This window comes from Rhodoferax sp., from assembly GCF_023700745.1.
Classification (GTDB): Bacteria; Pseudomonadota; Gammaproteobacteria; order Burkholderiales; family Burkholderiaceae_C; genus Rhodoferax.
Genome location: NZ_JAMPYG010000023.1, coordinates 1 through 13,204, shown reverse-complemented (window position 1 = coordinate 13,204; position 13,204 = coordinate 1). Strand labels below are relative to the sequence as shown.

Sequence of the window (13,204 nt, the reverse complement as noted above, 5' to 3'; positions counted from 1 at the left end):
GCATGGCCGCCGTTGTCAGCCGCGGCCGCGGCCGCCGCACCATCAACGAGATCAACATGGTGCCCTTCATCGACGTGATGCTGGTGCTGCTGATCATCTTCATGGTCACGGCCCCCCTGATTGCCCCCAGCATGATCGACCTGCCCAGCGTCGGCAAGGCAGCCGGTCAGCCCGACCAGGTGATCCAGATCGTGATTGGCAAAGACGAAGCGCTGCAACTCAAACTCAAGGACAAAACCACCAGCCTGCGCCTGCAGGACATCACCCATGCCGTCAAGCAGGCCCAGGGCGAGGTGGCCAACACGGCTGTGGTCATCAGCGCCGACAAGACCGTCAAATACGAAGCCGTGGTGCGTGTCATGGACACCTTGCAGCGTGCCGGCATTGCCCGCGTCGGCCTGTCGGTGCAACTGGCACCTTGACCTGATCGCCATGCACGCTGCAGCCGACCGACTGGAATTTGCGCCACCGGCCACGCCCGGGGTGGTGCGTGCTTTCCTGCTGGCGCTGCTGGCGCACGGCTTGCTGGTGGCGGCTCTAACCTGGGGCGTGCAATGGAAGCGTGAGGCGCAAATCATCTCAGCAGAGGCAGAACTCTGGGCCGCAGTACCCGTGGCAGCAGCCCCCAGGCTGGAGGAACCCCCACCCGAACCGGTGCGCCCCGAAAAACCTGAACCTGTGCCCCCGCCTGCACCCATGCCAGAGCCAGTGGTGGCCCCACCCAAAGTTGATATTGCGCTCGAACAGGAAAAAAAACGTATCCAGAAGCAAAAGCAGCTGGCACTTGAACAACAGCAAGAAAAAGCAAAGGAAGCAAAACTCAAGGCCGACAAGCTGAAACAGGCCCTGGCAGAGAAAACCAAACTGGCCCAAGAGAAGAAGCTGGCCGAGCAACAAGCCAGACAGTTGGCAGCCCTGCGCGAAAAAAATCTGCAGCGCATGGCGGGCCTGGCCGGCGCCAGTGGAAGCGCAAGCGCCAGCGGCACGGCGCTCAAATCGGCCGGACCATCCGCCAGTTATGCCGGCCGCGTGATTGCACGCGTCAAGCCCAATATCGTCTTCACCGAAGCCATTTCAGGCAACCCAACGGCTGTGGTTGAGGTACGAACCTCCCCTGACGGCACCATCATCGCACGCAAACTCACCCAATCCAGCGGCATGAAGGAATGGGACGAGGCGGTGCTACGGGCCATCGACAAAACCGAAGTGCTGCCACGCGACACCGATGGTCGCGTGCCCAACCCGCTGGTGATCAGTTTCCGGCCCAAAGATTAGCGATCATTCGTAGACGATCTCGGCGGTACCGGGGGCGGCCTGAACCCACCAACTGGCCAGCGCGGCATTGCTGGGATAGAACCTGGCCTGCTCGCCCAACTGCAGCTCTGCCAGGGCTGCACCCTCTTCGCCCTGACAGGTCAAGGTCAGCCGTACGCCCAGACCGCGCCACAACTCACCCTGCTCGGTCACTTCTTTTTGCGCCGGGAAGTCTCTCAGCAGCCGCGCCATGTCCAGCTTCAAACCCTGCGGACCGGTAGCGGCGCACACGCGCAGGTACTTGCCAAAGCGGCAACGCGCCTGCTCCAGGTCCCAAATCTGCGTCACGGTGAGCTGCATGCCGCCTGAGAAGCGGTCAGGCTGTTGCTTGCCCATGACAATGACCAGCTCATCATCCTTGAGCAAGTCCTTGTGCGCGTTGATCAGCGCCTCGTCGGCACGGGCCTCAATCACGCCCGATGTGTCGTCGAGCTTGAACAGCGCCAGTTTGCCGCGCTGACCGTTGATGACGCGAAAGTCGGTGATGATGCCGGCCAGCAACTGCGGCTCGCGGGTATCGATCAGTTCGGCAATCGGACGCTTGACGAAACGACGCACCTCCTGCACCACTTCGTCAAACAAATGCCCCGACAAATAAAAACCGACGGCAGTTTTTTCATAGACCAGCCGTTCTTTCACCCCCCAGGGCATTGCCTGCACCAGTTCAGGCTCTTGCGAGCTGGAACCATGCGCATCGCCGTCACCCATGTCAAACAGGCTGCACTGGTTGGCATTGGCCAGCGCTGCGGCACCAAACTCAAACGCCAGATCAACACTGGCCAGCAGACTGGCGCGGTTGCGTTCAATGGCATCAAAGGCACCGGCCTTGATCAGCGCCTCGACCGTGCGCTTGTTGATGCGGCTGCGGTCCACCCGGGCACAAAAATCAAACAAGCTCTTGAACGGCCCTACCGTGTCGCCATTGGGACCCACACCCCGGCCCTCGCGCGCTGCCACAATCGCTTCAATGGCCTGCTGGCCACTGCCTTTGATGGCGCTGAGGCCATAACGGATGACTTTGTCGGAGACGGGTTCAAAGCGGCTCACACCCCGGTTCACGTCAGGTGACTCAAAGGTCAGGCCCATTTTGATGGCGTCTTCGAACAGCACCTTGAGCTTGTCGGTGTCGTCCATTTCCACCGTCATGTTGGCACAAAAAAACTCGGCCGTGTAGTGCACCTTGAGCCAGGCCGTGTGGTAGGCCAGCAGCGAGTAAGCCGCCGCGTGGGATTTGTTGAATCCGTAGCCGGCGAACTTCTCCATCAGGTCAAAGACCTCGTCAGCCTTGTCCTGCTTGATGTCGTTCTTCAAGGCGCCGTCACGGAAAATCTGGCGGTGCCGTGCCATCTCGTCGGCATCTTTTTTACCCATGGCCCGGCGCAGCATGTCGGCACCACCGAGCGAGTAGCCGCCCAAAATCTGGGCGGTCTGCATCACCTGTTCCTGGTAGACCATGATGCCGTAGGTCTCCGACAGCATGTTGGCCACCAGCGGATGTGGGTACTCCACCACCTCGCGGCCATGCTTGCGCGCCACAAAGCTCGGGATCAGGTCCATTGGGCCCGGGCGATACAGCGCATTCAAGGCAATCAGGTCTTCCAAGCGCGTCGGTTTGGCGTCTTTCAGCATGCCCTGCATGCCACGCGATTCGAACTGGAACACGGCTTCGGTCTTGCCATCCTGAAACAACTTGTAGGTTGGTTTGTCGTCGAGCGGCAGGTTCTCAAAGGCAAAGTTTTCCTGCCCAGGGTGGCGCTGTCTGATGAACTCGCGGGCAATTTCCAGAATGGTCAGGGTCGCCAGACCCAAAAAGTCGAATTTGACCAAGCCCACGGACTCGACGTCGTTCTTGTCATACTGGCTCACCGCCGAGTCACTGCCGGGTTGCTGGTAGAGCGGGCAGAAGTCGGTGAGTTTGCCCGGCGCAATCAGCACACCACCTGCGTGCATGCCGATGTTGCGCGTCATGCCCTCCAATTTGCGAGCCAGTTCCAGCAGGGTACGCACGTCTTCTTCTTTGGCTTCGCGTTCGGCCAGAATCGGTTCGGCCTCGACGGCATAGACCAGCTTGTCGTCCTTTTTTCGGTCGGCTGGTGGCAACTGCAGGGTCACGGCAACCCCGGGCTTGTTGGGAATCAGCTTGCTGATGCCGTCGCAAAAGGTGTAGCTCATGTCCAGCACCCGGCCCACGTCGCGAATCGCGGCGCGTGCTGCCATGGTGCCAAAGGTGGCAATCTGGCTAACCGCGTCCTTGCCGTATTTCTCTTTCACATAGTCAATCACCCGGTCCCGGTTACCCTGGCAAAAGTCAATATCGAAGTCGGGCATGGAGACCCGCTCGGGATTCAAAAAACGCTCGAACAGCAGGTTGTATTGCAAGGGGTCGAGATCGGTGATCTTGAGGGCATAAGCCACCAGGGAGCCAGCACCGGAGCCACGCCCCGGTCCCACCGGGCAGCCGTTGTTTTTGGCCCAGTTAATGAAATCGCCCACAATCAGGAAGTAACCCGGAAAGCCCATTTTCAAAATGGTGGTGAGCTCAAATTCGAGCCGCTCCAGGTAGCGCGGCATTTCTTTTTCACGCGCGACAGGGTCGGGGTACAAATGCGCCATGCGCTCCTTGAGTCCCTCATGCGAAGCATAACGAAAGTAGTCATCGGCTCCCATGATCTGGCCATTGACTTCAGGGATCGGAAAATCAGGCAGTTGCGGCTTGCCCAGCACCAGGCTCAGGTTGCAGCGCCTGGCAATCTCCACGCTGTTGGTCAGGCTGGATGGCACATCGGCAAACAGTGCCTGCATTTCAGCACTGGTTTTAAAGTACTGGTCACGCGTGAAGCGGCGCACCCGGCGCGGATTGGCAAGCATTTCACCTTCGGCAATACAAACCCGGGCCTCATGCGCCTCAAAATCTTCTGGCGCCTGAAATTGCACCGGGTGCGTCGCCACTACCGGCAATCCCGAGCGCAGCGCGAGTTGCACCGCAGCCGTCACCTGCAACTCGTCTTCGGGACGGCCAGCGCGTTGCAACTCCAGATAAAAACGGTGCGTGAACACCCCCGCCAATTGCAGCGCGGCATCCAGGGCACGGGCCTCGTCGCCTTGCAGCAAGGCCTGCCCCACCGGCCCCGCCTGGGCACCCGACAGGCAAATGAGCCCGCCATTGAGTTCCTTGAGCCAGGCCAGGCTCACGGTAGCCTGGGCCTTGCCGCCGTTTTGTGTCCAGGCGCGTGCCAGCAGTTCGGACAGATTGAGGTAACCAGGGTGGTTTTGCACCAACAGCAGCACCCGCGACAGTTGCCCGGCTTCCTTGCCCAGTCCCTCCAGCCAGACCTCGGCGCCAATGAGTGGTTTGACACCACGTTTGCGCCCTTCCTTGTAAAACTTGATGGCCCCAAACAGGTTGCTCAGGTCCGTGATGGCCAGCGCTGGCTGGCCATCTGCAGCGGCCGCCTTGACCACCTCGTCAATGCGTGTGGTGCCATCTATGACAGAAAATTCGGTGTGCAGGCGTAAGTGAACGAACATGGACTTCTAGTATGATGATTCAGGCAAATCGTCCTGCGATGGAGGCGTTTGCTTTAAATAGTTGGATTGTAAGAATACCTATAAGGCGAGTGCCATGAAGATTCTTGTGGTTGATGATCACGCCCTCGTACGCGAAGGACTGTGCCAGGTGCTTCAGGGGTTTGACCCCATGGGGGTCACCGAGGTACTGCAGGCCGCCACTTGCACCCGTGCGCTGGAACTGGCCCATTTCAATCGTGACCTGGATCTGGTTTTGCTGGACTATCTGCTACCCGACATGAATGGTCTGGCCGCACTGGAGATTTTTGCACAAAGACACCCGGAGCTTCCTGTCGTCATTTTGTCGGGTTCGGCCAATCCCAGCGTGGTACAACAAGCCATGGCGCTCGGAGCCGCTGGCTTTGTCACCAAGTCCAGCCTGAGCAACACCTTGCTCGATGCACTGCGCCAGATATTGGCAGGCGGAATTTACCAACCTGACGGCTTTGGCCCCCTGAGCGATACCGTTGAAGGTGTGCGGACAAAATTGACAACACCACCGGTACTCAGTCCACGCCAGCAGGATGTGCTTCTGTTGCTGCTCGAAGGCTTGACCAACCGGCAAATCTGCGAGCATTTGTCGCTGGGTGCTGAAACCGTGAAATTTCATGTCAGCAATATTTTGCGCATTTTTGGTGTCAGTACCCGGACCCAGGCCGCGCTTGAAGCCAAACGCTGGGGCTATGATCAGGCCTCGCCTGCGCGATCACGCTGATCCATCAGCAGGTGACGTAGCAGGCTGCGCAGTTTGGCAGGGCGTACTGGCTTGTGCAGCAAGGTCAACTGCGCCGCTTGCGCCGCCTGGATCAGGGCCGTGTCGGTGTCCCCGCTGATCAGGCAGGCGGGTATGGGGTGTGCCAGCTGCTGGCGCAGTTGTGTAATCACAAGAATTCCGTTCAGCGTGTCATCAAGCCGGTAGTCACTGATGATCAAACCGGGCAAGACACCTCCTTGAATCAACTCCATAGCACTTTTCAGGTCCCTTGCCTCGGCGACCATCCAACCCCAACTTTTCAATAAATCCACCAAAGCCTGACGCACCAGGTCATCGTCTTCAATCACCAGCACCGTGCCGGTCAGCCCATCCCGCGTTGGCTGCTCTGGCGTCACTGGCGCCAGCGGAACCAGCTCCGGGGCCTCCTTGGGTACTTTCACCTGGAAACGTGTGCCCACCCCCAAGCGCGACGAAAGCGTCAGCGGATGCAGCAACAACTGACAGCTTCGCTGCACGATATTGAGACCCAAACCGAGCCCCTGACGGCGTTGGCGGGCAGGGTTGTTCACCTGGTAAAACTCTTTGAAAACAGCTTCCTGATGTTCAGGCGCAATGCCCAACCCGCTGTCCCATACCTCAATAGTTGCCTGCGCGCTGACGCCAGTGTGACGGCAAGCAACCAGAACCTTCCCTTTTTCGGTGTAGCGCAAGGCATTGCCGACCAGATTGAGCAAAATACGGTACAACAAGGCTGGATCGCTCCTGACCCAAATCTGACAAGGTCGAATTCGCAATTGCAAGCATTTGTCCTGCGCCAGTGGTGCCATGTCCTGCGCCAGGCGGTCAAACAAGTCCTGCAAGGGAAATTTTTTAAACCTGATCTGGACAGCCTTGGCCTCCAGTCGCGAAATGTCAAGCAGTCCGTCCAACAGGCTTTGCATGGCGCGCACTGAGGCTTCCAGGTTGCCGATCAGCTGGCTCGTCTGGCCATCGTGCGGGAGCTGGGCCAGCCGTGCGACAAACATGCCCAAGGCATGCACCGGCTGACGCAAATCATGGCTGGCTGCCGCCAAAAACCTGGACTTGGCCTCAGTGGCCCGTTCGGCTTCCTCCTTTTTTTCACGCAGGGCTTGCGTGACCGTGCTGACCTGCTGCTCCAGACTCTGCTGCACCTCGGCCAGACGGTCTGCCATCTGAATCAGGTTTTCCTGCAAATCATGAAGCGGATCACGGTCTGGCGTCTGCGCCTGAATCCGGGAGGCTGCAGAAAAATCACCGTTACCAATGCGCTCAATCAAATGGGACACCCGCATCATCGGGCGAATCACACCGGCACTGAGTCTGACCGCCAGCACGATTCCAAACAACAAGCCCAAGGCACTGATCAAGCCGCCCAGCCACAGGATGTCACGCTTTTGCTCGATCATCGACTGACGTGAAAACTGCACCACCACCTGCCCCAAAGGTATGGCTTGACCGGGTTCAAGCTTGTTTGCATCCTCGTACAAATCGTCAAGTTTGATGCCACTGGCAAAAACCGGCTGCGCCAGCACATCCAGCAGGCGTTGCGCATCAAACACCTGTTTTTCAAAGCTGGAAAACGGCAGGGGTTCTTCGCCCCGGGTTTCACCAGAACTCACCAGGGTCTTGCCCTGACGGTCCAAAATGGCAACCCAGCGCACATCGGGTTCCCGTAATGCGCCAAGGGCCAGGGTTTGCAACTGCTGCTGATTGCCGGCAAACAAGCCAAACTCACTGGCCAGCGCGAGTTGACGTGCCACCGAGCGGGTACGCAGCTGGTAAGTCTCGGTGATGTCTTCAAAACGTGCCATCAAAAATACGACCGACAACAACACACTGAGCAGCGACACAGGCAACAAGGCTGCTAACAGCATTCGCTGCCGTATATCCGGCGTTTTCATGGCTGCTGCTCCTGACGTTTCATTGCCTGATGAAGGACCTTGGCATCCAATGACAGGCCCAAGGCCCTGGCCACCTGTGCATTGACGCCGATTTCAAAATCATCAGGCTCCAGCGGCTGCTCGGGCAAGGCCTGATTCGCCAGCACACCCAGCACCCAGCGCGCGGACTGGGTGCCCACTTGCGTGGGGGTGCTGTAGACGGCCAGCAAAGCACCGGCACGCACATAGGCGGGTGAGAAGGCAACCAAGGGGACCTGGGCCCGGATCGTGGTCATCAGAATGTTCTGGATGCTGCTGCTGTTGAACACCAGCGGATCGGCAAAGGCCAACAACACTTCACTGCTGTCAAGGACAGACTGCAATGCAGCAAAGAGTGACGCGCCTTCATCGAGCTGGGCCTCTTGCAGAGCCAGGCCCTGGCTGCTGACCAGTGAACGTAAAACAGAGGCCTTGGGCAAGGAATCCGGCCCCCACAGCACACCCAGACGCCTGGCTTTGGGTAATGCCAAACGGATCAACGCCAGCTGGCGTGGCACCGGTTGGTCGAGTTGGAGAAGATTGAACCGGGCTGACGCCCTGCGCCCTGAGGCACGCAGCACGCGCTCAAAACTGCTGCGCGGAAGCAAGGCGTTGAGCACCGGCACCTTGAGCTGTGCCTGGGCCAGGGCCGTGGCAGCTTCTGTCCCCAGTGCCACCCAGACCTTGACCCTTAACAGCCTGGCAACAGGTAGCCCAGCCAATTCAGTCGGACTCAATATTTCAACAGCGTGTTGCGGCGCACCCTGACGGGCCAAGCTGTTAACCAAGGCCTGCGTGGCGTCCATGTACGGCGCACTGTTTTGACTTTGGACGATACCGACATGGACTTCCGGCATTTGCGCCGCTCCAGGTGGGGCCAGCAAGCACAGTGCCAGCCTTACCAGAAACCCGAGCAAACGCTGTGCCATCCCAGCTTCAGCTGTCGATGCGCAGGGTCACAAAAGCGCGACGCTTGAACAAGAATTCCTGCGCAAAGTCAGCATAGGGTTGCCCCTGGTTTTGCACCGTCAAAGCCAACTCACCGGTCCGGGAGCCAAAGCGAAGCGACTTGCTCAAACGCCAGTCGGTTCGGTGGATGTATTGCCGAAAACCATCACTGGAGTCGCTCGGGCCTGATTTTTGCACCCACAAAGGTTCACTGTATTGATGGCTGAACGAGAACTGAAATCCGGATGCCAATTGCTGGGTCAAGAACAAAGTGCTTGTCGACTCTGGCACCGAGGCAACCAATGATTTTGCCGATGGCGGGTTTGGAAAAACCATTCGCGAGAACGTCTGGTTGAAACCCAATTGGGCACCGGGCCAGGGCTGCCCCGTCCATTGCAACTCCAATCCCCGAATGGAAAAATTGTCCGAATTGACATAATCATAGGGCTTAAATTTTTTACCATCTACTAGCGCCAAATAGGGAAGACCATCTATATAACCAGTAAAAGACTCATCAAAAAAGCGGACATCAAGCGTAGATTTCAGCCAAGGGAAAGTGCCCAGATAGCCCAACTCCCGGGTCAGCAAAGCTTCAGGCTGGACGTTGCTGCGTGCCAGCACCCTGACATCAAGCAAGTCGTTTCTCTGGAGCACTTGATTGAAGGCTGTGTACCGAACATTGGCCTGGCGCTCAAACACACTTGGCGGTCGAAACGAACGTGAGACGCCGGCACGCAGGGTCTGCTCGGCTGTGACGTGCCAGTTCAACATCAGTCGGGGTGCCAGACTGGAGCCATTGACGCTGCTGTGCTCTGCCATGGCACCAACATTGAGCAGCAAATCAGGGCGCAGGCGCCATTCAGCATGGCTGAACAAACGCGTGAAATCGTCCACGAGGGTTTCGGCCGTATTGTAAAAAGGCAGCGAGGTGACAGACTCACGCCGCAACTCTGCACCCCAGACCATGCGCACCTCCGGACTCAGCCGCAGGGTGTGTTGCGCCGTCAGGGTATCGTTGCTGGCGGTGCCACTGCCATCCAGGTTGACGCTGTAATAGGGCGGAAAAAACGGTATGGTGTTGACATCGCGGTACCCTTCTTGGTTATGTGAAAAGCTGAGAACCAGGTCCTGCTCCGGACTCAGCACTTCTTTCCAGTCGACTTGCACGAATTTGTTCTCAAAAGAGGTGTCACGGAATCCGGCACCCGGCGTGTTTGCGAAACCTTTTCCTGAAGCAATGTTCATCCAGCCTGCGCTTAAGCGCACATTGCTGCTGCCCGACACCTGCCAGTCCGACCTGAAATTGACGCGCTGGACGCGGTTGTGGCCATTGGCACCGCTCAGGCCGTCATCACCGCGTTCGTCCATGGAGAGTCGCATGCTGCTGTTGTCGCTGCGCCATCCCAAGCCCAGCTGGGTGTCCTGGATGCCGTTTTCACCTCGTGTCAGCGCAGCGCGTGTTCCCAGCGTGTCAGCGCTGTGCCGGGTCACAATGTTGACCACGCCCAGCATGGCGCGCGCACCATAGGCCACGGAGTTGGAGCCGCGCAGCACCTCGATGCGTTCAATGTCGTCGAGCGCCACCGTCATCAGACCCGGCGCCACACTGCCGGCAAAATAATTGGAATAGACCGAGCGACCATCGACCAGCACCTGGATCCGGGCGGAAAAATAACCATACACGCCGTGGTAACTGGCTTGTGGCGCGTCGGCTTCAAAAGACGTGCTGCTTTGAAAGCCCGGGACCAGCCGCAGCAAGTCAGCCACGTCACGTGCGCCCGAGCTGCGAATAAAGTCACGGTCAAGAACGGTCACCGCACCCGGTGTTTCATTCAGACGCTGTGGCAGGCGTGACACCGACAGGATGATCGGAATCTCTTCAAGAAAATCTTTTTCAGAAACACCTGCAGTGGTCTGGGCCGCAAGCCCCTGGCTGGTCATCAACCAGACCATGCCAACCAAGACAAAAATACCAGACCGGGCCAGATGTGGAAAATATTTCATGGCAATATTGTGCCTTGAAGAAACACCACCCAAAGCGGCCAACGCCGCCTGTTCCCATCAGGCAGGTTGTGCCACCACCCGCCCCGCCTCGATGGTGATACTTCGCGTACAGCGTTCTGCCATGGCACGGTCGTGGGTGACGAGCAACAACGTGGTGCCCAATTCGCGGTTCAGGTCAAACATCAGACGCATCACCTTTTCACCGGTGGCAAAGTCAAGACTGCCGGTGGGCTCGTCGGCCAACAACACAGCGGGCTGCACCACAAAAGCCCGCGCCAATGCCACCCGTTGCTGCTCGCCGCCCGACAGCACTTTGGGGTAATGTCCGAGACGCTCAGCCAGCCCCACCCGGGCCAGCATCTCGGTGGCAAGCTTGCGCGCCTGCCGGCGCCCGGCCAGCTCCAGTGGCAGCATCACGTTTTCGAGTGCCGTCAGATTGCCCAGCAACTGAAAGCTCTGAAAAACAAAACCCAGCTTTTCCGCACGCAGGGCGGCACGGTCATCCTCGCCCATGGCAAACAGGTCTTGCCCGTCCAGGCGGACCGTGCCCTGGCTGGGCGTATCAAGGCCGGCAATGATGGACAACAAGGTGCTTTTGCCCGAGCCCGAAGCACCGACAATAGCCACGGTTTCACGGGATCGCAGGGCAAAATCGATGTCCTGCAAAATCTCCAGGGTACCAGTCGCGTCGGTCACCGACTTGAAAACGTGCTCTACCGAGATAATGACATCAGACATGGATTTTTCTTTGCAACATAACTATTTAAACCGACGCCACTGTATCGTGTTGGCGGCAAACCTTGCTGGCATCGGGATTAGCAGCGGCGTGGCCGCCGCCACAGCGCAGCCCGGGCGCACGGCCCACACCCTGCTGGTGTTGGGCGACTCTTTGAGCGCCGAATATGGCCTCAGGCGCGGTACCGGCTGGGTGGCTTTGCTGGCGCAAAAACTGCAGGCTGAAAAAATCAGGGCACAGGTGGTCAACGCCAGCATCAGCGGCGACACCAGCTCGGGCGGCCGCACCCGCCTGCCCGCCTTGCTGGCGCAACACCAGCCCACGCTGGTGGTGATCGAACTCGGCGCCAACGATGCGCTGCGTGGTTTGCCGCTCGATCTGACCCGGGACAACCTGCTGGCCATGACGCAGATGGCACAACAAAGTGGCGCCAGGGTGGTGTTGCTGGGTATGCAGGTGCCGCCCAATTACGGACGCGATTACACCCAGCGCTTTGCCCGCATGTATGCCGATTTGGCCAAAACCACGCAGGCGGCACTGGTGCCATTTTTTCTCAAGGGGATCGCAGACGCCCCTGACAGTCTGGCCTGGTTTCAGGCAGACCGCATCCATCCATTGGAAAAGGCCCATCCGCGCATGCTGGCCAATGTCTGGCCCACCCTCAAAAAAGGACTGCAATGAGTCTGACACCCCTCAGTGCGCAAGAAGTGATGGCACGGCTGGCAGACTTTGATGCCATCATTGATGCCCGCAGCGAAGACGAATACCAGGCCGACCATCTGCCCGGTGCCATCAATTGGCCCACGCTGAACAATGCCGAACGCATCGAGATTGGCACGCTGTACAAGCAGGTCAACCCTTTTGAAGCCCGCAAACGCGGCGCCGCCATCGCCGCGCGCAACATCGCCGCCCATATTGAACGCGAGGTCATCGACAAACCCCGGGACTGGCAGCCGCTGGCCTACTGCTGGCGTGGCGGCCAGCGCAGCGGCTCACTGGCGTTGATCCTGAGTCAGATCGGCTTTCGGGTGACACTGGTCGAAGGCGGCTACAAGGCCTTTCGGGCGGCACTGGTGCAGGACATCGTGGCACGGGTGCCCCGTCTGTCATTCCGGGTCATTTGCGGCCCTACCGGCAGCGGCAAAACGCGTTTGTTGCAGGCACTGGCGGTGCAAGGTGCCCAAGTGCTGGACCTGGAGGCGCTGGCCAACCACCGCAGTTCGGTATTGGGTGCCATGCCCGGGCTGGCGCAACCCACTCAAAAGCGTTTTGAAACCCTGGTCTGGGACAAATTGCGCCGTTTTGATCCGCTTGTGCCGGTGTTTGTGGAAAGCGAAAGCAAAAAAGTTGGCAATCTGTCAGTGCCCGCAGCGCTCATGGACGCCATGCGCGCCAGTCCCTGCCTGAACCTGCAACTGTCCGACGCCCAGCGGGTGGCGCTGTTGCTGGAAGACTATGTTTACCTGACACAAGACGTCGCCTATTTTTGTGAACGGTTGGCCAAGCTCACCGAGCTCAAGGGCCATGAGGTGGTGGGACGTTGGCAACAACTGGCGCAGGAGGGTAATTTCTCCACCGTGGTGATGGAATTGCTGACCCAGCATTACGACCCGGCTTATCTGCAATCGATGCAGCGAAATTTTGCGCGGTTTACAGAAGCCGGTCAGTTGACCCCGACCGACCGGTCGATCGAGGCCATGACCGCCTTGGCGGCTCACATATTGGTACAGCCGCAATTGCCCTGAAAGATATTCGCTGCTGACAGTGGACTGTGGTTCAGTGGGCGGAGCCTTCAGCCTCTTGGTCAGGCTCGTCGTCCTTGGCCTCAGGTCCACCCTCGCCCGCTTTGCGCTGGGCTTTTTCTTTCAGTTTCTCTTCTTTTTTCTTCTTCTTTGCCAGTTCTTTCTGACGCTTTTCGTAGCCGTAATTAGGTGTTGCCAAGTTGTGCTTTCAAGTTAATGCCCTGATTTTAGCCGCCCG

The 13,204-nt window shown here is 58.6% G+C and carries 11 protein-coding genes; 5 read left to right on the top strand and 6 right to left on the bottom strand.

Annotated elements, in window-relative coordinates:
* Positions 1–2 precede the first annotated feature (2 nt).
* Positions 3–422, top strand: a complete 420-nt coding sequence (locus NDJ10_RS14135; RefSeq protein WP_296163426.1) for a biopolymer transporter ExbD — start codon at positions 3–5, stop codon at positions 420–422.
* Positions 423–432: 10 nt separating this feature from the next.
* Complete coding sequence (gene tolA, locus NDJ10_RS14130; protein WP_296163423.1) at positions 433–1,275, top strand: cell envelope integrity protein TolA; 843 nt, start codon at positions 433–435, stop codon at positions 1,273–1,275.
* 3 nt (positions 1,276–1,278) lie between these two features.
* On the opposite strand, the gene dnaE is transcribed toward tolA, so the two are convergent.
* Positions 1,279–4,842, bottom strand: coding sequence for a DNA polymerase III subunit alpha (gene dnaE, locus NDJ10_RS14125; RefSeq protein ID WP_296163422.1), 3,564 nt, complete (start codon positions 4,840–4,842; stop codon positions 1,279–1,281).
* A gap of 94 nt (positions 4,843–4,936) precedes the next feature.
* Here dnaE and NDJ10_RS14120 point away from each other — a divergent pair, with 94 nt between their 5' ends.
* The gene (locus NDJ10_RS14120) at positions 4,937–5,596 is read left to right on the top strand and encodes a response regulator transcription factor (RefSeq protein WP_296163420.1); all 660 of its coding nucleotides are present in this window, start codon (positions 4,937–4,939) and stop codon (positions 5,594–5,596) included.
* On the opposite strand, the gene NDJ10_RS14115 is transcribed toward NDJ10_RS14120, so the two are convergent.
* Genes NDJ10_RS14115 through NDJ10_RS14100 form a run of 4 tightly spaced genes read right to left on the bottom strand, consistent with a single transcriptional unit; the run spans position 5,569 to position 11,226 of the window.
* Complete coding sequence (locus tag NDJ10_RS14115) at positions 5,569–7,518, bottom strand: ATP-binding protein (RefSeq protein WP_296163418.1); 1,950 nt, start codon at positions 7,516–7,518, stop codon at positions 5,569–5,571. The two genes, NDJ10_RS14120 and NDJ10_RS14115, sit on opposite strands and share 28 nt — an antisense overlap.
* On the bottom strand, positions 7,515–8,465 hold the full coding sequence (locus NDJ10_RS14110) for an ABC transporter substrate binding protein (protein WP_296163416.1): 951 nt from the start codon (positions 8,463–8,465) through the stop codon (positions 7,515–7,517). The genes NDJ10_RS14115 and NDJ10_RS14110 overlap by 4 nt, the downstream gene beginning before the upstream one ends.
* 7 nt (positions 8,466–8,472) lie before the next feature.
* Positions 8,473–10,488 carry a TonB-dependent receptor gene (locus NDJ10_RS14105; protein WP_296163415.1) on the bottom strand — a complete coding sequence of 672 codons (2,016 nt, stop codon included), beginning with the start codon at positions 10,486–10,488 and terminating at the stop codon, positions 8,473–8,475.
* A 57-nt stretch (positions 10,489–10,545) separates the two neighbouring features.
* Positions 10,546–11,226 (bottom strand): ABC transporter ATP-binding protein, encoded by a 681-nt coding sequence (locus NDJ10_RS14100; RefSeq protein ID WP_296163413.1) that lies wholly within the window; start codon positions 11,224–11,226, stop codon positions 10,546–10,548.
* Here NDJ10_RS14100 and NDJ10_RS14095 point away from each other — a divergent pair.
* Positions 11,225–11,905, top strand: a complete 681-nt coding sequence (locus NDJ10_RS14095) for an arylesterase (RefSeq protein ID WP_296163411.1) — start codon at positions 11,225–11,227, stop codon at positions 11,903–11,905. The genes NDJ10_RS14100 and NDJ10_RS14095 overlap by 2 nt on opposite strands.
* Positions 11,902–12,969 carry a tRNA 2-selenouridine(34) synthase MnmH gene (gene mnmH, locus NDJ10_RS14090; RefSeq protein WP_296163409.1) on the top strand — a complete coding sequence of 356 codons (1,068 nt, stop codon included), beginning with the start codon at positions 11,902–11,904 and terminating at the stop codon, positions 12,967–12,969. The genes NDJ10_RS14095 and mnmH overlap by 4 nt, the downstream gene beginning before the upstream one ends.
* 31 nt (positions 12,970–13,000) lie before the next feature.
* Here the strand turns inward: mnmH and NDJ10_RS14085 are convergent, their stop codons facing one another.
* The gene (locus tag NDJ10_RS14085; protein WP_296163407.1) at positions 13,001–13,165 is read right to left on the bottom strand and encodes a hypothetical protein; all 165 of its coding nucleotides are present in this window, start codon (positions 13,163–13,165) and stop codon (positions 13,001–13,003) included.
* Positions 13,166–13,204 lie beyond the last annotated feature (39 nt).